Source organism: Kosakonia sp. H02 (assembly GCA_030704225.1).
GTDB lineage: Bacteria > Pseudomonadota > Gammaproteobacteria > Enterobacterales > Enterobacteriaceae > Kosakonia.
The window spans coordinates 1,343,282-1,365,911 of the sequence record CP131915.1; the positions used below are offsets into that span (position 1 = coordinate 1,343,282).

The following is a 22,630-nucleotide window of genomic DNA, read 5'->3' on the forward strand; positions in this document are numbered from 1 at the left end:
GATGAAAGGTAAGCTGCTCGATGCGGTGCCCTTAAATACGCTGACCGGCGTCGGCGCGGCGCAGAGCAGCAAGCTGGCAAAAATCGGCCTGCATACCGTTCAGGATCTGCTGTTACACCTTCCCCTGCGCTACGAAGACCGCACCCAGCTTTACCCTATTGCCGACCTGCTGCCAGGCGTTTACGCCACGGTGGAAGGTGAAGTGCTGAACTGCAATATCACCTTCGGCGGTCGCCGGATGATGACCTGCCAGATAAGCGACGGCTCCGGCATTCTCACCCTGCGCTTTTTCAACTTCAACGCGGCGATGAAAAACAGCCTCGCCACTGGCCGCCGAGTGCTGGCCTACGGCGAAGCGAAACGCGGGAAATATGGCGCCGAGATGATCCACCCGGAGTACCGCGTACAGGGCGATTTCAGCACCCCGGAATTGCAGGAAACACTGACGCCAATTTACCCCACCACCGAAGGCGTTAAGCAGGCAACACTGCGCAAGCTGACTGACCAGGCGCTGGAATTGTTGGCGACCTGCGCCATCAGCGAACTGCTGCCACCGGAGCTGGCACAAGGCATGATGAGCCTGCCGGACGCACTACATACGCTGCATCGTCCGCCGCCCTCGTTGCAATTAAGCGAGCTGGAAAGCGGGCAACATCCGGCGCAACGTCGGCTAATTATGGAAGAGTTGCTGGCGCATAACCTGAGTATGCTGGCGCTACGTGCCGGGGCGCAGCGTTACCATGCGCAACCGCTTGGCGCTAACGATACGCTGAAAGAAAGCCTTCTGGCGTCCCTGCCCTTTAAACCCACGGGCGCACAGGCGCGCGTGGTGGCAGAAATCGAACGCGATATGGCGCTGGATATCCCAATGATGCGTCTGGTGCAGGGCGACGTTGGTTCCGGTAAAACGCTGGTAGCCGCACTCGCGGCGCTACGCGCAATTGCCAATGGCAAACAGGTGGCGATGATGGCACCGACAGAGTTGCTGGCAGAGCAACACGCCAATAACTTCCGCGCGTGGTTTGCGCCGCTTGGTATCGAGGTGGGCTGGCTGGCTGGGAAACAGAAAGGTAAAGCACGCCAGGCACAGCAGGAAGCGATCGCCAGCGGGCAGGTGCAGATGGTGGTCGGCACGCACGCCATTTTCCAGGAGCAGGTACAGTTTAACGGCCTCGCACTGGTGATTATTGATGAGCAGCACCGCTTTGGCGTCCACCAGCGGCTGGCGCTGTGGGAAAAAGGCCAGCAGCAGGGCTTTCATCCGCATCAGTTGATTATGACCGCAACGCCGATCCCACGAACCCTGGCGATGACGGCCTATGCCGATCTGGATACTTCGGTGATTGATGAACTGCCGCCGGGCCGTACGCCAGTGACCACGGTTGCTATTCCCGATACGCGCCGCAGCGAGATTATTGATCGCGTGCGCAGCGCCTGCACTGGCGAAGGCCGCCAGGCGTATTGGGTTTGTACGCTGATTGAGGAGTCCGACCTGCTGGAAGCGCAGGCAGCGGAAGCGACCTGGGAAGAGCTCAAACTGGCACTGCCAGAACTGAATGTCGGGCTGGTGCATGGCCGCATGAAACCGGCAGAAAAGCAGGCGGTGATGCAGGCGTTCAAACAGGGTGAGTTGCACTTACTGGTTGCCACCACGGTAATTGAAGTCGGCGTGGATGTGCCCAATTCCAGCCTGATGATCATTGAAAACCCGGAACGTCTTGGCCTTGCGCAACTCCACCAGCTACGTGGTCGCGTAGGACGTGGCGCGGTAGCATCCCATTGTGTGCTGCTGTACAAATCCCCGCTCTCCAAAACAGCGCAAAAACGTTTGCAGGTGCTGCGTGATAGCAACGATGGCTTCGTGATTGCACAAAAAGACCTGGAAATTCGCGGTCCCGGAGAATTACTGGGTACACGCCAGACCGGCAATGCAGAATTTAAAGTAGCCGACCTGCTGCGCGACCAGGCGATGATCCCGGAAGTGCAGCGCGTCGCGCGCCATATTCATGAGCGCTACCCGCAGTTGGCCGAAGCGCTGATTGACCGCTGGATGCCAGAAACCGAACGCTACTCTAACGCCTGATTTTTAGAACCTGACGGTGCGAAATCAACATCCCTTAGAAAAGTATGCGTTTAACCAAGCAACCGTTTGCTTTTACCAAACAGTCCGATAAAATCAGCGCTTTTCCATCAGGGGATGCTTGAGATGTCCGTAAACACCATCGAGTCAGAAAATGCGCAACCGGTTGCGCAGACTCAACCCAGCGAACTGATCTACCGCCTTGAAGATCGCCCGCCGCTGCCGCAGACCCTGTTTGCCGCACTGCAACATTTGCTGGCAATGTTCGTTGGCGTTATCACGCCCGCGCTGCTGATTTGCCAGGCGCTGGGTTTACCGGCTCAGGACACTCAGCACATTATCAGCATGTCGCTGTTCGCCTCCGGCGTTGCTTCTATTATTCAAATCAAAGCCTGGGGCCCGGTTGGCTCCGGTCTCCTGTCGATTCAGGGCACCAGTTTTAACTTTGTTGCACCTCTGATTATGGGCGGAACTGCGCTGAAAACCGGCGGTGCGGATGTGCCCACCATGATGGCTGCGCTGTTCGGCACCCTGATGCTGGCAAGCTGCACCGAAATGGTTATCTCACGCATTCTGCCGCTGGCCCGCCGCATTATTACCCCGCTGGTTTCCGGTGTAGTGGTGATGATTATCGGGCTGTCGCTGATTCAGGTGGGCCTGACTTCCGTAGGCGGTGGCTTCGCGGCAATGGGCAACCACACCTTTGGCGCGCCGAAAAACCTGCTGCTGGCAGGCGTTGTTCTCGGGCTGATTATTCTGCTTAACCGCCAACGCAACCCGTACCTGCGTATCGCCTCGCTGGTGATTGCGATGGCCGTCGGTTATGTGCTGGCGATGTTTATGGGCATGCTGCCGGAATATAACGCGCCAGCGGACACGTTTATGGTGCCGACGCCGCTCTATTATGGCCTGAGCATCGACTGGAGCTTGCTGCTGCCGCTGATGCTGGTGTTTATGATCACCTCGCTGGAAACCATTGGCGATATCACCGCAACCTCTGATGTGTCTGAACAGCCTGTTACCGGCCCGCTGTATATGAAACGCCTGAAAGGCGGCGTGCTGGCGAACGGTCTGAACTCCTTTGTTTCTGCGGTGTTCAACACTTTCCCGAACTCCTGCTTTGGTCAGAATAATGGCGTTATTCAGTTGACCGGCGTTGCCAGCCGCTACATTGGTTTCTTCATTGCGCTGATGCTGATCGTGCTTGGCCTGTTCCCGGCAGTCAGTGCTTTTGTGCAGCAATTGCCAGAGCCGGTACTTGGCGGCGCAACGCTGGTGATGTTTGGCACTATCGCCGCATCCGGCGTGCGTATCGTCTCCCGCGAGCCGCTTAACCGCCGCGCGATCCTGATTATTGCGCTGTCACTGGCCGTTGGTTTAGGTGTTTCTCAGCAGCCGCAAATCCTGCAATTCGCGCCGGACTGGCTGAAAAACCTGCTCTCTTCCGGTATCGCCGCAGGCGGTATCACCGCTATCGTACTGAATCTGATTTTTCCGCCAGAGAAAAACTGATTAACCCCGCGGCAATGGGGTACAACCTGTTGCCGCAGCAATCTCCTTTCACCATTCCTCCCTTGAGCATTGCGCATAATTCGTGCATAAATCCCTTACTGACACTTCGGGGATGGAAGATCATGAAATTTCTTGGAAAGCTACTACTTGTTGTCGTTATCGTCCTGCTTGTGGTGATTCTGGCAGGCTATTTCCTGCTGCAAACACGCTGGGGCGCGACGCAGGTGAGCAAATGGGTAAACAACAACAGCGACTACCACCTCACCTTTGAGGCCCTGGATCACCGCTTCTCCTCCCCATCCCATGTGCTGCTGAAAAACGTGAATTTCGGTCGTAAAGGCCAGCCCGCCACCTTGGTTGCCAAAACAGTTGATATTGGCCTGAGCAGCCGACAAATTACCGACCCGCTGCACACCGACACCATTCTGTTACAGGACGGTACGCTGAATCTATCCCCAGCCGCTGCGCCGCTGCCCTTTAAGTCTGACCGTCTGCAATTAAGCAATATGGCATTTAACAGCCCGACCACCGGCTGGGATCTGAGCGCGCAACGCGTAACCGGCGGCGTTGTGCCGTGGGAGCCTGTCGCAGGGAATGTGATTGGCAGCAAAGCACAGCTTCAAATGAGTGCCGGATCGTTAACCTTAAACGGCGTTCCCGCCACGAATGTGTTGATTCAGGGCAGTATTGATAAAGATGTAGTCACGCTCACCACTATTGGTGCAGATATGGCGCGCGGTTCACTCACTGGCGATGCGCAACGCGGCTCAGATGGCAGTTGGGTGGTGAATAATTTGCGCCTGAATGATATCCGTCTGCAAAGCGATAAATCTCTGCTCGATTTCTTCGCGCCGCTGACTACGCTGCCTTCCCTGCAAATCGGCCGGGTGGAAGTGACGGATGCTCGCTTACAGGGGCCAGAGTGGGCAGTGACAGATCTGGATCTCAGTTTGCGCAACCTGACGCTGGCGAAAGGCGACTGGAAAAGCGAGGACGGCAGGCTATCGATGAATGCCAGCGAGTTTATTTACGGCTCGCTGCATCTGTTTGACCCTATTCTTAACGCGAATTTTTCGCCGCAGGGCATTGCGCTGCAACAGTTCACTTCACGCTGGGAAAACGGCATGGTGCGCACCTCCGGTAACTGGTACCGCACAGGCAATGCGCTGGTACTGGATGACACTGCATTCGCCGGGCTGGAATATACCCTGCCTGATAACTGGAAACAGTTATGGATGGATGAATTGCCGACCTGGCTCAACAGCCTGGTATTGAAAAAATTCAGCGCCAGCCGCAACTTGGTGATTGATATCGATCCCACGTTCCCGTGGCAGCTCACCGCGCTGGATGGTTACGGCGACAACCTGCAACTAGTGCGCGAACGCAAATGGGGCGTCTGGGGTGGCTCCGCAAAACTGAATGCCGCAGCCGCAACGTTTAACCGGGTGGATGTACGCCGCCCGTCGCTGGCGCTTAATGCCAACAGCAGTGTGGTCAACATTACCGAGCTGAGTGCCTTTACCGGCCAGGGCTTGCTGGAAGCCAGGGCCGTGGTTGCACAAACGCCGGATCGCGGCGTAAATCTCAGCCTCAACGGACGTGGCGTGCCGGTAAATGTATTGCAAGAGTGGGGCTGGCCTGCGTTACCGATCGGCGGTAACGGCAATCTGCAATTAACCGCCAGCGGCACTGTACGCGCCGATGCGCCGTTAAAACCGTCGGTAAACGGCGAGTTACAGGTTATAAATGCGCAAAAACAGCAGGTTAAGCAGAGCATGCACGGTGGCGTAGTCTCCGGCGGCGTGGTTGCGCCACCAGCAGAAACACCAGTGCAAGCGGCACCATAAACCCATTTTGCCGGATGGCGCTAACGATTCCCAGGCCCGGTAACCGTTAGCGCCACCGGGCGATTCTCTTCTCAAAGTATTATGCGAACCTCCCCGCCCTGCGGCGCGATCACCACACCGAGTTCGCTACCAGTCTGCGTTGCGCCCTCCACGCGAGTGATTTGCGCGATATTACGCAAGCAAAGCGTCCAGTTTTTGCCTTCACCCTCAGCCCGAACGGTTATCACCCCTCCTTCGCGTTTCGCCCGCAGACGGAAGACAATCGCACCGCTGGCATCGGGGATTTCGCTCAATGCTTCGCGCCCGTCATCCAGCTCAAATAGCTGGAATGCAGTATTTTGATGCCAGGCATAATCCGGTCGTTGTTCGTTATTGCCCAGCGCCAGCAGGGTATTGTCACGAACATAAACTGGCAGGCTCATAAAGCCGTGACGCTGCTTATGCCAGCGGCTGCCGTTAAGCGTGTCGTTATGCCAGAGGTGTGTCCAGCGCCCTTCCGGCAAGTAAAATTGCACATCCCCCACTTCGCTGAACACCGGTGCGATTAGCAGCGCATCGCCGAGCATATACTGGCGGTCGAGGTAATCGCAGGCCGGATCGTCCGGGAAAGCCAGCATCATGGCACGCATCATCGGTAAGCCGTACTCGCTTGCCAGCGCGGCCTGGCGATAAAGATAAGGCATCAGGCGGCATTTTAACTGGGTGAAATGGCGCACCACATCGCAGGACTCTTCATCGTAGGCCCACGGCACGCGGTAAGATTTGCTGCCGTGCAGGCGGCTGTGGCTGGAAAGCAGACCAAATGCGCACCAGCGTTTATAGACATGTGCGGGGGCGGTGTTTTCGAAACCGCCAATGTCGTGGCTCCAGAAACCAAAACCAGAGAGGCCAATGGACAACCCGCCGCGCAGGCTTTCCGCCATCGATTCATAATTGGCGTAGCAGTCGCCGCCCCAGTGCACCGGAAATTGCTGCGCCCCAACGGAGGCCGAGCGGGCAAAAAGTACTGCTTCCTGCTCGCCAACGGTCTCTTTCAGCACGTTCCACACCAGCTCGTTATAGATGTAAGCATAGTGGTTGTGCATTTTTTGCGGGCAAGCGCCGTTATGCCATACCACATCCGTTGGGATGCGCTCACCAAAGTCTGTTTTGAAGCAGTCCACGCCCATTGCCACCAGGCCTTTGAGTTTATCGGCATACCACTGGCAGGCTTCCGGGTTGGTGAAGTCATAAATTGCCAGCCCCGGTTGCCACTTATCCCACTGCCACAGCGAACCATCCGCGCGTTTTAGCAGATAACCTTTCTCTTTTAGCTCACGGAATACGGGCGATTTTTGGCCGATATAGGGGTTAATCCAGACGCAGATTTTCAGCCCGCGCGCTTTCAGGCGTTTGATCATCCCTCCCGGGTCCGGGAAGGTCACCGGGTCCCATTCGAAATCACACCACTGGAAGGCTTTCATCCAGAAACAGTCGAAGTGGAAAACATGCAGCGGTAACTGCCGCTCAGCCATGCCATCGATAAAGCTGTTAACGGTTGTTTCGTCGTAGTTGGTGGTAAATGAGGTGGTGAGCCACAGGCCAAATGACCACGCAGGCGGCAGTGCCGGCCGACCAGTGAAGCGGGTATAGCGGTTCAGCACGTCCTGCGGTGTCGGGCCGTCGATAACGAAGTATTCCAGGTGCTCCCCTTCAACGCTGAATTGCACTTTGGAGACTTTCTCCGAACCGATTTCAAACTCCACCGCTTCCGGGTGATTCACCAGTACGCCGTAGCCGCGATTAGTGAGGTAGAACGGGATGTTTTTATAGGATTGCTCAGTGCTGGTGCCGCCGTCGCGGTTCCAGGTTTCTACTGACTGACCGTTGCGCACCAGCGCGGTAAAGCGTTCACCGAGGCCATAAACCGTTTCGCCAACGCCCAGATCCAGCCGCTCAAAAATAGAGTTGCGCCCGCTGTTACTGTCCTGCACGTAACCGTTATTTTTAAGCTGGCTACCGGTAATACGTTCGCCATTGCGAAAAAAATCGAGTGCCCAATTTTCGCCTTTACCAACACGAACCGTTAACGCACCGCTTTGTAGCTCGGCAAACTCATTGGTGTTGCGTATCTCAACAGGAACGTTTGGCGCAATGTTGAGCGGGAAGTGCGGCCCTTTGTCCACTTCGCCCTGAAAGTGCTCAATACGCACACCGATAATTCCTTCGTGTGGGGAAAAAAAGCGCAACGTAAACAAAGGTGTATCCAGTTGCCAGGTACGCTCGCGCACATCGCGCGGCGCGGCATACACCACCATCTCATTGCCTTGCTGTTCGACATCGAACACCTGGACAGGCTGGATTAATGTCAGACCAGGCTGGATAAGCCAGTTACCATCACTGATTTTCATGCGTTGCTCCTTACAGTAACTCTTCCCGGGTTGAAACGTCGCCGAACCGCTGTTGGCTGCGATGCTCACCACGCGCCAGTTGCGCCATGATGGATTTCAGGAACGGGGTTTTCAGGGCGTAGTAGCGTTTAGCGATTATGGCGCTCAGCAAATAACAGGCCGCCGGAACCAGAGTGAACAGCGCGATGATAATGCTGATGGTGGTGCTGTTCTGGCTTTGTGCCGCGGCATTGTAACCGCCGCCCGCCAGCGCCCAACCTATCAACGCGCCACCAAGCGCCAGGCCGAGTTTCAGCACGAACAGCGTGCCGGCAAAGCTGATGCCGGTCAGGCGCTTACCGTTGCACCATTCGCCGTAATCGACGGTGTCGGACATCATTACCCACTGGATCGGGGTAACAAGTTGGTGCAACACGCCGATGACAAAGATAAAGGCGAACATGGTGATGCTGGCCTGAATCGGGATAAAGAACATGGCAATGCTCAGCACGGTGAGCGCGGCGTTAGTCCACCAGAAGATGGTGACTTTGCATTTCCAGTCGGTAAGTGGCTTGGCCATTGCGCTACCGATCAGGTTGCCGACGCAGTAAGTGGTGAGGAAGGCAGTAAAGATGGCGGCATCGCCCATTATCCAGGTGACGTAATACATCATCGCGCCGCCGCGCACGCAAACCGCCAGGATATTAAGGATGGTCAGCATACCGACGATGCGCCACTGGTCGTTTTGCCAGATATCGCGAAGGTCTTCGCGCATGGCCGTTGTGCTCGGTGGAGCCTGAATACGCTCTTTGGTGGTGAAGAAGCAGAAAGCCAGCATCATAAAAGCGACAACGGAGAGCACCGCAATACCGCCCTGAAAGCCGACAATTTTGTCTTCACCACCGATAAGTCTTACCAGCGGCATCATTAGCACGGTTGAGAGCATGCCGCCTGCGGTTGCCAGTACGAAGCGCCAGGATTGCAGCGAGATACGTTGTTGTGGGTCATTGGTAATGACGCCGCCGAGAGCGCAATACGGAATGTTGACCACGGTGTAAAGCAGGGTGAGTAACGTGTAGGTTACAGCGGCATAGAGCATTTTGCCGCTGAGGCTAAGATCCGGTGTGCTGTAGGCAAGTACGCAGACTATGCCAAACGGCAACGCACCAAAAATAATCCACGGGCGAAATTTACCCCAGCGGCTGCGGGTGCGGTCGGCAAGCAGCCCCATGCAAGGGTCGGAAATGGCATCTAACGCGCGCGCCAGAAGAAACATGGTGCCGACAAATCCGGCGGGGATGCCGAAGATATCGGTGTAGAAAAACATCATGTACAGCATTACGTTATCAAAGACGATATGGCTGGCGGCATCGCCCATTCCGTAGCCAATCTTTTCTTTCACAGAAATAATCTGACTGTCCATTTTTGTTTCCTTAACGCCTGAAAAATAGGCTGATAGCGGTTTCAGACGTTGTAAACGATCGCTTTACAGGCGGGTATTGCGATTTCTGGTTATCAAATTACGTTTATTCTTTTCTGTGATCGTGATTCCTTTAAGGTATGCAAAATGCTAAGCAATGGAAAAGATAGAGATTTATCTTAAACAAACAGAGAAAGCAGAAGCACAATGAGAAAATTTATGGTGGGGGGATGTGGTAAATGTCTGAAAGTAGCTATAATGCGCCCCGCCTCCATGTAGCAATGCAGGCGCGGAAGATCGTCATCTCCGGTGAGGTGGCTGGACTTCAAATCCAGTTGGGGCCGCCAGCGGTCCCGGGCAGGTTCGACTCCTGTGATCTTCCGCCAATTTGCCTCTCCTGAACTCCACTGTCTCAAGTAAATCCCCTATAATACCCGAAATTACTGCTAATTATGTTCTCCCGAGGTCAACTGTCTCTACCAGAATCAAGTGCATTCTGGGGGCATAATGGGGGGCATGATTTATAGCCCCATTTTGAGATGCCCCCAATGAAGCTAACAGTCAGACAAATCGACACAGCCAAGCCCAAAGAGAAGGCGTACAAGCTATCTGATGGTGGAGGCCTCTACCTTGAAGTAACCACCAACGGCTCACGCTATTGGCGTTTAAAGTATCGTTATGCGGGTAAAGAAAAGCGCCTTGCTTTCGGCGTTTATCCTGAGGTTTCTCTCGCTCAAGCCCGTGAAAAGCGTGAAGCTGCGAAAAAGTTACTATCTGCTGGAAGCGATCCCGGAGAGCTAAAGAAAGCAGAGAAAATCGCTCAAAAACTAAACTACGAAAATACCTTCGAGGCTATTGCCCGTGAATGGCACCAGCTGAGAGCGGATCGTTGGTCATTACGTTATCGCGATGAGATTATTGATACCTTTGAAAAGGATATTTTCCCCTATATCGGTAAGCGTCCCATAGCTGAAATTAAGCCCATGGAATTGCTGGAAACCCTTCGTCGTATGGAAAAGCGTGGTGCATTAGAAAAGATGCGCAAAGTCAGACAGCGCTGCGGTGAAGTATTCCGTCATGCAATCGTGACCGGACGCGCTGAATACAATCCTGCACCCGATCTCGCTACAGCCCTCGCAACACCAAAGAAAACACATTTTCCTTTCCTGACTGCCGAAGAGCTTCCTCACTTTCTTATGGATCTTGCCGGTTACACCGGTAGCGTTATTACCAAGACTGCGACTCAAATCATCATGCTTACAGGGGTACGAACTCAGGAGTTACGTTTTGCCCGCTGGGAGGATATCAATTTTGAAAAGCGGCTTTGGGAGATCCCTGCTGAAGTGATGAAGATGAAACGACCACACATCGTTCCGATGTCGGATCAGGTTGTCGAGCTCTTTGAGTCACTTAAGCCTATTACTGGGCTATACCCACTGGTATTCGTCGGACGCAATGATCGAACGAAGCCGATCTCAAAGGAAAGCGTTAATCAGGTGATTGAGTTATTGGGATATAAAGGAAGGCTGACGGGGCATGGTTTCCGCCACACGATGAGTACCATCCTCCATGAAGAAGGTTTTAACTCAGCGTGGATAGAAACGCAGCTAGCACATGTGGATAAGAACGCGATACGTGGGACTTACAACCATGCACAGTATTTGGAGGGACGGAGGGAGATGATGCAGTGGTATTCAAACTTTATTAAAGTGAAATGTATATCGATAAAGTAATTAAAATATCAGCTTTAATTAATTTTCAAGTGGGCATTTTAAGAGCCCACTTTATTTTTATTTTTTGCTTCCAAATTGAATGCCAAGAAGCTTATTCTCAGCTTTATCTCCTCGCAAGGTGAGTACAACTTTTGACCTTAAATCATCCATTTCGAACTTGGAGAGTGTTTCGGCCATAGCTTGGAAGTTTTCTGTGTTTAACGACGCTATATACTGTTTTCCATTAAATTTCACAGATTCATTTATGAATGCAAACCATCTTGAACGCACCCCGGGGTCAATATCAGCAAACAGGCGGTTGTCATGCCACAACATATTCATCGAATGATTTTGACCATACATAAATACTAACCAATCAAAACATAATATCCTTGCATCATTAATACCATCAGAATCATCTCCTTCTATTTGAATGCTTAAATCATAACGAATTTGATTATCACCGGTATTAACATCTAAGACTATACCAGCCGGTACTCTCGGATACAATATTTCAGCAAGCTCGGCAAATATTCTATCATATTCTGATAAAGGATTGGTGGAAGTATAATCAACCGCCAGTCTATCTTGTTCAACTTTTCTTTCTCTTAATTTTTGTGCTTTTTCTTGGAGTTTAGTTGCGAAGTTTAAGTATTCATGCAATCTTGATTTTTCTTCCTCTAATTCAGCAAGTTGCCTTGCAACGACGGAATATTCATCAAGCGCTTTTTTACCATGCAAAGATTGCAGATTTAGATCTCGAAGCTCTGAAACTTCAGCAATATTGAACTTGAGAATTTCCAATTCAGAAAGCAGATTTATTTTATCCTTCTCTAATCGTCTTTTTCTATTGAAAGAAAGTGAATTATGAAAATTTTCAACCGCTTCAAAATGAGCTAATGTTTCTGGTTTGAAAATATTTTGCAAACCAGAATATAAATCAAGCAAATCTTCTCTTGATATATCTGGATGTTCTAAAAGAGTTTTATCAATATTACTTATTCTAAATTCAATAATGTTTTTATTTTTTTCTAACTCTCGCACTTTCTTTGTTAATATATTTGTTTCTTCTTCTATAGCTCGATATTTTTCATGAATCTGGAATTCATCTAGCTCATCTTTTAATTTCGGAATGACACGTTCAAGCCACTCATAACGAACTTTGGGCTGAGAACCAGCTCTAAACATATCTTTTAATATATCGTCGTTCTGCCAATTTTTTAAAGATTGACTAACCTTGTCTAATTCATGCTTATTATTTCTTTTAGACAAAATTAAGGTATGATCAATACCTAATAAAAATGCCGTTCGGAGTAAAGCTTCAAAATCAGGCTCTTTAGTTGTGCGAACTGGGCTAATGCAGTCATCCCTTGTATACCGTGTAAACCGCTTAAATAATGATCTAAAGCTTAAATAAGGAATGTTATCATTTAAGTTAAATATGCCAGATTTATCCAATAACTCTTTGTATGCCTTTAAAGAAATAGGCTGATCGTTTAATATTATTTTTTTCCCATTACCTGTTCTCGAAACTAAGTATTCAGTCCCGTCGTGTGAAAAAATTAATGTAAACCACCAATCAGGAACAGCAGAGGATAATTTTTTATCAGCATTTGCTCCTAAACAATGCTGTATAAGGCCAAGTACTAACGTTTTGCCAACGCCATTACTACTCCCTTCTTTTTCAGTTGAACTATCCCCTATTATTAGAGTTAATCCAGATTCATTGAAATATACAGGGTGAAAAGTTGGTTGATCGCAAGTTAAGCGGATTAGTTTCATTAAACTTCTCTTCTACTATAGTTCATTATCATTGCAAACTTCCAAAGTTAATCTGCCTTCTTCATCAACAATTATCTGCTTGATGCAAAATAGAATATCTAGAGCGAATATAAATTGTGTAAATGATGGAGTTATCAGCTCTGTGGATTTTTTTTGTTCAATTTTCGACCAGAGCTCATCGACAGATAGTGGTTCATCTATAATTGTCCGGATGTAACCAGCAATTGCTACTAAAGAATTGCTAAATCTAATATGTTTATGTGGCAGAAGCATTGTTTGGATGTTCATACGCATCGCACGTCTCAAAATATTTTGCTAAGATCAGCTCAGCGGCAAATCTATAGCTAGCTTTAGCATTTTCATGAATTCCTGATGGGAGTAATCTATCAATCATCCAAAGATATCTCAAGTCCGCTCGTTCAGGAATTTCGGAAGATATGGCTAATTTACTTAGTGCATAAGTCTCTTTGACTTCCTGTGCTATGCGTTGTTCTAAACCATTATCTACAGAATTGAGAAATTCGTTTATTAGGTATAATTGATAGCTATTCATTTCAAGCCTTAATTTTATAGGCTTAGAAATACCATTTATTTTTATTTTCTCATCAAAATCAGGTGCTGTTTCGCTTAAAAAAGCCAAGTCTGAAGATGATTTATATGCCAAATAATTCAAAACTTCGCCGACAGCACGACTATCAATAAAATCCAGGTCTACGTCTGGAATTAAACCTACAATATCTTGCTTATCACACTCAGACAAAGACATAAACTCTTTGAGGAGTTCCATCCCTCCCATAGCTCCTGCATGGTCAAGGCATTTTTCGTCCGCAAGTTTTTTTAGGGAATTTCCTACAGGTGCAGGAATCCCCTTAAAATAATCATTCATAACAAAAGTATACTTTGATACCTTTCCCCACTTAACAACTAACTTGTCAAAATCGCCAATCGATTTATTAACAGCTTCTAGCTCTTTGATTTGATTAGAAGGCTTGGGGCCATAAACTTGGAAGTAGTGAGCTTCGGTTTCTATCCATCCATCGTTTCCACCATCTCCCCAGTTTCCCCACGGTGATACAGCCTGGAATCCAGGGGTCGTATATTGCATAACCTTCGAAAAAAGAGCCTGAAAAGCATCGCCCATGCTTTCATGAATCTTCAGTCGAAATAACTGCCTGTAAAGATATTCTTGGTGTGTAGAACTCATACGACCTGCATCTTTGATGAACAATTTTTGATGATAATATCCTCTCTTTCAGTGATGTAAACTTGTTATTTTGAAAATTGGGACTACTTCCACTTTACAAAACCAAAATTTCTTAAATTCTACCAACCCACCCCCAAAACACATATGAAAAATCGAATATGACATTGACTCCTGTACAAACCTGTTTATCATTAAAAATATTTGTCGGAGGTATCAATGAAACTTACCAATCTACAACTCTTCAAAAATCTCTCTGATGAAACTCGTCTGGGCATCGTGCTGCTACTCAGGGAGATGGGCGAGCTGTGCGTGTGCGATCTTTGCACGGCGTTGGAGCAGTCGCAGCCCAAGATCTCCCGTCATCTGGCAATGCTCCGGGAAAGTGGTCTATTACTGGATCGCAAACAGGGCAAGTGGGTTCACTACCGCTTATCCCCGCATATTCCTTCCTGGGCCGCTCAGGTGATTGAGCAGGCCTGGTTAAGCCAACAGGACGACGTACAGGCCATCGCCCGTAGGCTGGCATCGGCAAACTGTTCTGGCAGCGGTAAGGCTGTTTGTATCTAAAAAATTTGCCTGAATATATATGATTTTTCGAATGTGAGGTATTCAGAATGAAAACGTTAAAGGTGTTTGACCCGGCAATGTGCTGCAGTACCGGCGTATGTGGCTCAGATGTCGATCAGGTTCTGGTTGATTTTTCTGCTGATGTGCAGTGGCTGAAAGGACGTGGTGTACAGGTTGAACGTTACAACCTGGCGCAGCAGCCCATGAGCTTTGTTCAGAATGAGAAAGCGAAAGCATTCCTCGAAGCATCTGGAGCAGAAGGGCTTCCGCTACTGCTGTTGGACGGTGAAACGGTGATGGCAGGGCGATACCCAAAACGCGCTGAGCTGGCTCGCTGGTTCGGTATACCGCTGGAGAAGGTAGGGTTAGCTCCCACCAGCTGCTGTGGTGGTGGTAATACTTCCTGTTGCTGAGTATGTCAGGAGGACATATGAAATTCTTACAGAATATCCCGCCTTACCTGTTTTTTACCGGTAAGGGAGGTGTAGGAAAAACTTCTATTTCCTGCGCGACGGCAATCCGCCTTGCTGAACAGGGTAAGCGGGTTTTGCTGGTCAGTACCGATCCAGCCTCCAATGTCGGCCAGGTATTCGATCAGGCTATCGGTAACACCATTCGCCCTGTGGCAGCAGTTCATGGACTTTCCGCTCTGGAAATCGACCCGCAGGAAGCCGCCAAACAATACCGCTCCAGAATCGTTGATCCTATCAAAGGTCTTTTGCCTGATGACGTTGTTAACAGTATCAGCGAGCAGCTTTCAGGAGCCTGTACCACTGAGATTGCAGCGTTCGATGAATTCACTGGCTTGCTAACAGACGCTTCCCTGCTGACCCGCTTCGATCACATCATTTTTGATACAGCGCCGACGGGCCACACGATTCGCCTTCTCCAGCTTCCCGGTGCCTGGAGTAGCTTCATTGAAAGCAATCCAGATGGTGCTTCCTGTCTTGGCCCAATGGCCGGGCTGGAAAAGCAGCGTGAGCAGTATGCTCATGCGGTAGAGGCGTTATCCGATCCTGAACGTACCCGCCTGGTTCTGGTTGCGCGACTGCAAAAATCTACGCTGCAGGAAGTCGCCCGCACCCATGAAGAACTCGCCGCAATTGGCCTGAAAAACCAATATCTGGTGATTAATGGTGTGCTGCCTAAAGCCGAAGCTGAACATGACGCCCTGGCAGCTGCGATATGGCAACGTGAGCAGGAGGCACTGGCAAATCTTCCTGCCGGTTTATCTGGGCTACCGACAGATACCCTATTACTACAGCCAGTCAATATGGTTGGTGTTTCAGCATTGAAGGGACTGCTGGATACCGGTTCTGAGGCATTACCGCTCCCGGTAACGAACATCCAGTACACGCCTGAAAACTTATCGCTCTCTGGCCTAGTCAATGATATCGCTCGCAGTGAACACGGCCTGATTATGCTGATGGGCAAAGGTGGCGTAGGGAAAACCACAATGGCTGCTGCCATCGCCGTCAGGCTGGCAGACATGGGATTTGACGTGCATCTCACGACCTCTGATCCTGCTGCGCACCTGAGTACAACGCTGAACGGCAGCCTCAAAAACCTTCAGGTCAGCCGCATCAACCCTCACGATGAAACCGAACGCTATCGCCAGCATGTTCTTGAGACGAAGGGAAGAGATCTGGACCAAGCAGGGAAACGGCTACTGGAAGAGGATTTACGCTCTCCCTGTACTGAAGAAATTGCCGTGTTTCAGGCCTTCTCCCGCGTGATTCGTGAAGCGGGTAAGCGCTTTGTTGTTATGGATACCGCCCCTACCGGACACACGCTGTTGCTGCTGGATGCGACCGGGGCTTACCACCGAGAGATTGCCAAAAAAATGGGGAGTAAAGGTCATTTTACTACCCCCATGATGCAGCTTCAGGACCCGGAACGAACCAAAGTTCTGCTGGTTACGCTTCCTGAAACCACACCGGTGCTGGAAGCGGCAAACCTGCAGGCTGATCTTGAAAGAGCGGGAATTCATCCGTGGGGCTGGATTATCAATAACAGCCTTTCCATTGCGGATACGCGTTCTCCGTTGCTTTGCCAGCGCGCCCGGCAGGAACTGCCTCAGATTGAGGTTGTTAAGAATCAGCACTCTAACCGTTTAGCGCTGGTTCCGGTGCTGGCATCAGAGCCCGCTGGTATTAAAAAGCTCAGAGAGTTGATGAGTTAATTTTTTTGCATATACAGGGCGGCAAAGTCGCCCTGTCAGGAGGTTTTATGTTACTGGCAGGCGCTATTTTTGTCCTGACCATTGTTTTGGTTATCTGGCAACCAAAGGGATTAGGGATCGGCTGGAGTGCAATGCTGGGCGCGGGACTGGCTCTGATATCAGGCGTTGTGCATGTGGGCGATATTCCGGTGGTGTGGAATATCGTCTGGAACGCGACGGCGACCTTTATTGCCGTAATTATTATCAGCCTGCTGCTTGATGAGTCCGGTTTTTTCGAATGGGCAGCGCTGCACGTTTCCCGCTGGGGTAACGGTCGTGGACGTTTGCTCTTTACGTATATCGTTCTGCTTGGTGCGGCGGTGGCGGCACTGTTTGCCAACGATGGTGCGGCACTTATTCTGACGCCGATAGTCATCGCCATGCTGCTGGCATTAGGGTTCAGCAAAGGCACCACGCTGGCATTCGTCATGGCTGCCGGTTTTATTGCCGATACTGCCAGCCTGCCGCTTATCGTGTCGAACCTGGTGAATATAGTCTCGGCGGACTTCTTTGGACTGGGCTTCACTGAGTATGCGTCGGTAATGGTGCCGGTGGATATTGCCGCTATTATCGCCACGCTGGTTATGCTGCATCTGTTCTTCCGCAAAGATATCCCGCCGACTTACGATCTGGCTCTCCTGAAGGCACCGGCAAAGGCGATTAAAGATCTGGCAACCTTCAGAACCGGCTGGATAGTTTTAATTCTTCTGCTGGTTGGGTTCTTTGTCCTCGAGCCGCTCGGTATTCCCGTTAGCGCGATTGCGGCTGTTGGAGCTGTGATCCTGTTTGCAGTAGCTAAACGAGGCCATGCCATTAACACTGGCAAAGTGCTGCGCGGTGCACCATGGCAGATCGTCATCTTCTCATTGGGGATGTACCTGGTGGTCTACGGTCTGCGCAACGCCGGGCTAACCGAATACCTTTCAGGTGTGCTGAACGTACTGGCGGATAAAGGACTCTGGGCTGCGACGCTGGGTACTGGCTTCCTGACGGCTTTCCTGTCTTCCATCATGAACAACATGCCTACCGTGCTGGTTGGCGCTCTTTCTATCGATGGAAGCACCGCAACAGGCGTTATCAAAGAAGCGATGATCTACGCCAACGTGATTGGCTGCGATCTGGGCCCGAAAATTACACCTATTGGTAGCCTGGCAACGCTGCTCTGGCTGCATGTTCTTTCACAGAAGAATATGACCATCACCTGGGGATACTATTTCCGCACCGGGATCGTCATGACTCTGCCTGTGCTGTTTGTAACGCTAGCCGCGCTGGCGCTACGTCTCTCTTTCACTTTGTAATGAGATACTGATATGAGCAACATCACCATTTATCACAACCCAGCCTGCGGCACGTCGCGTAATACGCTGGAGATGATCCGCAACAGCGGTAATGAGCCGACCGTAATTCTTTACCTTGAGACTCCACCTTCACGCGATGAGTTGGTCAAACTTATCGCAGATATGGGGATTACAGTACGGGCGCTGCTACGTAAAAATGTCAAGCCTTATGAAGAACTGGGGCTTGCCGAAAACAAGTTTACTGACGATCAGTTAATCGATTTTATGCTTCAGCATCCGATCCTGATTAACCGCCCAATTGTGGTGACACCGTTGGGAACGCGCCTTTGCCGCCCTTCCGAAGTTGTACTGGATATTCTTCCGGATGCGCAAAAAGGCGCATTTGCTAAGGAAGACGGCGAGAAAGTCGTTGATGAAACAGGTAAGCGATTGAAATAAACATAAAGGGGGCAGACGCCCCCTTATTCCTGCCTCAGAGCATAAGATCTGAATCTTCTGGCAGAGTACTATTCCCTTCACCAAGTTTCATTTGCAGCAAAACCGTGTCAAGCCAGCGGCCATGTTTGAAACCAATGTCCTTTAATGTGCCTATTTCAGTAAATCCTGCGCGGATATGCAGCGCAACAGAAGCGACGTTAGCGCTGTCACCCACAACAGCAATCATCTGACGATATCCCTGAGATTCGGCCCATTTTAATGCATGATCGAGCAGTGCTTTTCCGACGCCCTGTCGCTGATAAGCCGGATCAATATATATCGAATTTTCGACAGTAAACCGATAGGCATGGCGTTCGCGGTAACGGGAAATATAACAGTAGCCGATGACCTTATCGCCCTGCAGGGCGACATACCATGGGAATCCCCGAGACTGAATGCTCCTCAGCCGGTTAAGCATTTCCTGCGTATCCGGAGGTTCGGTTTCGAAGCTACCTGTACCATGCAGAACATGGTGAGCATAGATATTGCGTATCGCGGTAATGTGCTGTTCTTCAGCTTTGATAATGTGCATCGAATTGCTCCAGTAATGGTGTTTTACAAACTACCGGAATTCGCGACAGCAGGTTAAGCACTTAAACTTATAATCTGTATAAGCAAAAGTTTGGCTACAGAAGATGGGGCCGTAGCCCCATCTATTAGTCTGCCATTTTTGCCAGCAGAGCCGCACCCACTGGTTCTTCGTTCTGCAGTGGTGTTAATGCAATTCGCTTTGCAAACTGCTCTGTAACGTCATTTATCAGCGGCAGTTCGCGACTGGCTCGGGTTACGAGGAACGGTGAGGACGGTTTCGCAGCAGCCAGACTGCTATTGATTACCCATGCCCATGGTTCAATTCCGGCCCGGCGCAAATCCTGCTGCAGGTTTGCCGCTTCCAGTACAGGTGTCGTTTCGGCAAGTGTCACGATAATCACCTTCGTCTTCTCCGGGTCCTGCAATTGCATCATTGGCGTCATCACATGGTCATGTGTTTGCCCCATCTGGCGCACCATTTCCCGGTGATAGGCTCCTGTTGCATCCAGTAGCAGAAGTGTGTGGCCCGTTGGCGCTGTGTCCATAATGACAAAATGGTCGTCAGCCTCTTTGATGATCCGCGAGAATGCCTGGAAGACGGCGATCTCTTCAGTACATGGCGAGCGGAGATCTTCCTCCAGCACCGCCAGCCCTTCTGCATCTAACCCTTTCCCCTGATTTTCCAGAACAAAGCGACGATAGCGTTCCGTCTCTACTTTAGGGTCAATACGGCTGACCTGAAGGTTTGGTAGCGAGCCATCCAGCGTGTAAGACAGATGTGCTGCCGGATCTGACGTCGTCAGATGGACTTTATGGCCGCGTTTTGCCAGAGATACCGCCACCGATGCCGCAACAGTCGTTTTACCCACTCCGCCTTTACCCATCGTCATTATCAGCCCTTTCCCTGTCTGGCTGAGTTCATCTACCAGCGAGGCAAGTTTCGGTAAATCCAGAGCATTCAGCGTGGTAGCAGCGAGAACCGGTGAGGCTTTGCTCTCCGTAAATAGCTCCCGCAGGGCTTCCAGACCGACCAGATTAAATGGCTTCAGATACAGCTGCGAGCGGGGAAGGTTCGCCAGGTTCTCTGGCATTGCCTGTAATGCTTTTTCTTCCCGAGCCAGAATACTTTGTGCCAGTGGATCATTTTCACCTGCAAACGGCGGCAGCACGCCATTGATGGCAAGGTGTTGATGCTGCAAACCGATTGCATACAGCTCATCGTGCGTATGAGAGACTTCTTTCAGTGTTGAAGCCTGGGCACGGGCAACCAGAACCAGACGCGTGAGTGCAGCATCAGAGAGAGCCTTAACCGCGTCTGAGTACTGGTGCTGTTGTTTCTCCAGCCCCACCAGCGGCCCGAGGTTAGCGGCGGCATCAGGGTTCGCTTCGAGATAACCGCTCCAGGCCCCCGGCAACTCAAGCATACGGATGGTATGACCGGTTGGCGCAGTATCAAATACGATATGGTCATACTTTTCCCGCAACTCATGGTTGGTAAGAAGACCTGTAAACTCATCAAATGCCGCGATTTCCGTGGTGCATGAACCTGAAAGCTGTTCTTCAATGCTGCTTACCACCTCGGCTGGCATCAGCCCGCGAACCGGGTCGAGCACTCGGTCACGATAGGCTTGTGCAGCAGCCATCGGGTCAACTTCCATCGCCGCAAGATTTTGTACGGTACTGATATCTGTGATTCGGTGGCCGATAGTCTGGCTAAATACCTGGCCGACATTGGAAGCCGGATCGGTACTCACCAGAAGTGTTCTCTTGCCCTTATCGGCCAGCCATACCGCAGTAGCACAGGCCAGAGATGTTTTACCCACGCCACCTTTGCCGGTGAAGAAGATGAACGGGGGAATGTCTTTTAAAAATGGCATATTCATCAGTGATAGCTCCTCTGGAATTAAGGCATACTTGGAATGCTGCAGCAGCGTGGTTGCGTGCTGTCCTCACTCCAGTCCTGAGTAAGCGGAATACCTGCCCAGCGGGCGATATCTTCACGAGTCGGGAGTTTGCCTGCCATTACCAGCTTGCCGTCAAGTAAGGTGACAGGGAGGGATTCCATCCCTGATGAGTTCAGGAACTCTTTGATGACAGGCGTATTCAGGAACTGCTGCGGATTCTTCGCGAGGCTGTAACGCTGAATATCAACGCCATTTTTTTTCGCCCATTCGGCGCTGGCGTTCCATTTGACGGCTTCGTCACTGACCACAACGCTACTGGTTGCACAGCAGCCTGCAGCTTCAAAGATCTCAATTTTTGACATGGAATGTTTACCTCAGTGTTTAGTCATTTGGCTTTACACTGAGGTAAACGAAGGTGGTGGGAAAAAGATGCGCGATTAATTCATTTTTTTGTGGCAGCAGACGGGAGACGTGTCATCCGCCTCAATCTGACAAAGTTCTGTCATCGTTTCTTTCAGGTGCTTTCTGGCCCGAAGCAGACGGGATTTAAACGCCGTAAGCGAGATTCCCAGTTCATCGGCCAGAGACTGCTGGGGACGCCGGTTAAGGTCGGTATCTTCAATCAACCACCGCTCATCTTCGGATAAAGCCTGTAATGTTTCAGGCAGGCAAATATCCAGCGTTGAGATTGCATCAGGGGATGCGTCTGTTAATGGGGCATCTTCTTCCAGCTCAACAAACTCCCTGGTGGTGCGGTACTCATCAATCAGCAGATTCCTCGCCGCCCGATACAGCCAGGCTCGCGGATTCTCCATCTCGCAGAAACTGTCTGAATGAGCGCGGGCACGCAGGAATAGCTCTTGCATAAGGTCAGCTGCTTTTTCGCTATCGCCAGTCTTTGATGTCAGAAAGCGAGATAGTTCGGCTTCATGTTGCCGCCAGAACACGCGCATGCAGTTGTTGAATGCCGTTATATCAATCATACCAGCCCTCAAATTTTGCTCTGATTAACCCGCCGGGAAAGTTCTTCTGCCGATTCTTTTCGTTCGCTGTAGCGATCAACGAGATAGGCTGAGTTGCCTCTGGTCAGCAGGGTAAATTTCACCAGTTCTTCCATCACATCCACGATACGGTCGTAGTACGATGACGGCTTCATGCGTCCGTCTTCATCAAACTCCTGCCAGGCTTTTGCCACAGAGGACTGATTCGGGATGGTGATCATCCGCATCCAGCGGCCAAGAATACGCATCTGGTTAACGGCATTGAAGGACTGAGAGCCACCGCAGACCTGCATTACGGCCAGCGTTTTCCCCTGAGAAGGGCGAACAGCGCCTTCCGAAAGTGGTATCCAGTCAATCTGGGCTTTCATGATGCCGGTCATCGCACCATGGCGTTCAGGGGAACACCACACCATCCCTTCAGACCAACGAACCAGCTCGCGCAGTTCCATGACTTTAGGATGCGAGTCAGGCGCATCATCAGGAAGAGGCAAGCCAGAAGGATTGAAGATCCGCACTTCTGCACCCATGGCGGTCAGTAACCTTGCCGCTTCTTCCGTTGCCAGTCGGCTGTAGGAACGTTCGCGCACAGAGCCGTACAACATGAGGATGCGTGGAGGATGGGGAACGGCAGGAACACCGAATCTTGCCTCTGTGATTGAGGTGTCGAACAAACCCGAATCAACATTCTTAAGATCACCTGTCATT

General features: G+C 50.8%; 18 protein-coding genes and 1 tRNA gene. 10 read left to right on the forward strand and 9 right to left on the reverse strand.

Annotated elements, in window-relative coordinates; all coding sequences use genetic code 11:
* Position 1: 1 nt before the first annotated feature.
* The 3 genes from recG to Q5705_06350 all read left to right on the forward strand — a co-directional run bounded on the left by recG (position 2) and on the right by Q5705_06350 (position 5,439).
* Positions 2-2,083, forward strand: coding sequence for an ATP-dependent DNA helicase RecG (gene recG, locus Q5705_06340; GenBank protein WLI78166.1), 2,082 nt, complete (start codon positions 2-4; stop codon positions 2,081-2,083).
* A gap of 123 nt (positions 2,084-2,206) precedes the next feature.
* A complete protein-coding gene (locus tag Q5705_06345; GenBank protein ID WLI78167.1) occupies positions 2,207-3,592 on the forward strand; it encodes a uracil-xanthine permease family protein in 1,386 nt (461 codons plus the stop codon).
* A 122-nt stretch (positions 3,593-3,714) separates the two neighbouring features.
* Positions 3,715-5,439, forward strand: coding sequence for an AsmA family protein (locus Q5705_06350; GenBank protein ID WLI78168.1), 1,725 nt, complete (start codon positions 3,715-3,717; stop codon positions 5,437-5,439).
* A 71-nt stretch (positions 5,440-5,510) separates the two neighbouring features.
* On the opposite strand, the gene yicI is transcribed toward Q5705_06350, so the two are convergent.
* Together yicI and Q5705_06360 are read right to left on the reverse strand one after the other, a co-directional pair.
* Positions 5,511-7,829, reverse strand: a complete 2,319-nt coding sequence (yicI, locus tag Q5705_06355; GenBank protein ID WLI78169.1) for an alpha-xylosidase — start codon at positions 7,827-7,829, stop codon at positions 5,511-5,513.
* Positions 7,830-7,839: 10 nt separating this feature from the next.
* A complete protein-coding gene (locus Q5705_06360; GenBank protein ID WLI78170.1) occupies positions 7,840-9,231 on the reverse strand; it encodes a glycoside-pentoside-hexuronide family transporter in 1,392 nt (463 codons plus the stop codon).
* Positions 9,232-9,519: 288 nt separating this feature from the next.
* Between Q5705_06360 and Q5705_06365 the strand changes: the two genes are divergently transcribed.
* Together Q5705_06365 and Q5705_06370 are read left to right on the forward strand one after the other, a co-directional pair.
* Positions 9,520-9,614, forward strand: a tRNA-Sec gene (locus Q5705_06365).
* 162 nt (positions 9,615-9,776) lie between these two features.
* Positions 9,777-10,961: a tyrosine-type recombinase/integrase gene (locus Q5705_06370; GenBank protein WLI78171.1), complete on the forward strand. Its 1,185-nt coding sequence runs from the start codon at positions 9,777-9,779 to the stop codon at positions 10,959-10,961.
* A 57-nt stretch (positions 10,962-11,018) separates the two neighbouring features.
* On the opposite strand, the gene Q5705_06375 is transcribed toward Q5705_06370, so the two are convergent.
* Positions 11,019-12,722: a DUF2326 domain-containing protein gene (locus Q5705_06375; protein WLI78172.1), complete on the reverse strand. Its 1,704-nt coding sequence runs from the start codon at positions 12,720-12,722 to the stop codon at positions 11,019-11,021.
* A gap of 256 nt (positions 12,723-12,978) precedes the next feature.
* Complete coding sequence (locus Q5705_06380; protein WLI78173.1) at positions 12,979-13,926, reverse strand: hypothetical protein; 948 nt, start codon at positions 13,924-13,926, stop codon at positions 12,979-12,981.
* Between the two features lie 216 nt (positions 13,927-14,142).
* Here Q5705_06380 and arsR point away from each other — a divergent pair, with 216 nt between their 5' ends.
* Genes arsR through arsC form a run of 5 tightly spaced genes read left to right on the forward strand, consistent with a single transcriptional unit; the run spans position 14,143 to position 18,450 of the window.
* Positions 14,143-14,493: an As(III)-sensing metalloregulatory transcriptional repressor ArsR gene (gene arsR, locus Q5705_06385; protein ID WLI78174.1), complete on the forward strand. Its 351-nt coding sequence runs from the start codon at positions 14,143-14,145 to the stop codon at positions 14,491-14,493.
* A gap of 47 nt (positions 14,494-14,540) precedes the next feature.
* The gene (arsD, locus tag Q5705_06390; GenBank protein WLI78175.1) at positions 14,541-14,906 is read left to right on the forward strand and encodes an arsenite efflux transporter metallochaperone ArsD; all 366 of its coding nucleotides are present in this window, start codon (positions 14,541-14,543) and stop codon (positions 14,904-14,906) included.
* 17 nt (positions 14,907-14,923) lie between these two features.
* Positions 14,924-16,675, forward strand: coding sequence for an arsenite efflux transporter ATPase subunit ArsA (gene arsA, locus Q5705_06395; GenBank protein ID WLI78176.1), 1,752 nt, complete (start codon positions 14,924-14,926; stop codon positions 16,673-16,675).
* Positions 16,676-16,722: 47 nt separating this feature from the next.
* A complete protein-coding gene (arsB, locus tag Q5705_06400; GenBank protein ID WLI78177.1) occupies positions 16,723-18,012 on the forward strand; it encodes an arsenite efflux transporter membrane subunit ArsB in 1,290 nt (429 codons plus the stop codon).
* Positions 18,013-18,024: 12 nt separating this feature from the next.
* Positions 18,025-18,450, forward strand: coding sequence for a glutaredoxin-dependent arsenate reductase (gene arsC / locus Q5705_06405; protein ID WLI78178.1), 426 nt, complete (start codon positions 18,025-18,027; stop codon positions 18,448-18,450).
* A 34-nt stretch (positions 18,451-18,484) separates the two neighbouring features.
* Here the strand turns inward: arsC and Q5705_06410 are convergent, their stop codons facing one another.
* The 5 genes from Q5705_06410 to arsH all read right to left on the reverse strand — a co-directional run bounded on the left by Q5705_06410 (position 18,485) and on the right by arsH (position 22,629).
* Positions 18,485-19,021 carry an N-acetyltransferase family protein gene (locus tag Q5705_06410; protein ID WLI78179.1) on the reverse strand — a complete coding sequence of 179 codons (537 nt, stop codon included), beginning with the start codon at positions 19,019-19,021 and terminating at the stop codon, positions 18,485-18,487.
* Positions 19,022-19,145: 124 nt separating this feature from the next.
* Positions 19,146-20,903: an arsenical pump-driving ATPase gene (gene arsA, locus Q5705_06415; GenBank protein WLI78180.1), complete on the reverse strand. Its 1,758-nt coding sequence runs from the start codon at positions 20,901-20,903 to the stop codon at positions 19,146-19,148.
* Positions 20,904-20,923: 20 nt separating this feature from the next.
* Positions 20,924-21,286 (reverse strand): arsenic metallochaperone ArsD family protein, encoded by a 363-nt coding sequence (locus Q5705_06420; protein WLI78181.1) that lies wholly within the window; start codon positions 21,284-21,286, stop codon positions 20,924-20,926.
* Positions 21,287-21,361: 75 nt separating this feature from the next.
* Positions 21,362-21,907: a sigma-70 family RNA polymerase sigma factor gene (locus Q5705_06425; GenBank protein WLI78182.1), complete on the reverse strand. Its 546-nt coding sequence runs from the start codon at positions 21,905-21,907 to the stop codon at positions 21,362-21,364.
* 8 nt (positions 21,908-21,915) lie between these two features.
* Positions 21,916-22,629, reverse strand: coding sequence for an arsenical resistance protein ArsH (gene arsH, locus Q5705_06430; protein ID WLI78183.1), 714 nt, complete (start codon positions 22,627-22,629; stop codon positions 21,916-21,918).
* Position 22,630: the final 1 nt, after the last annotated feature.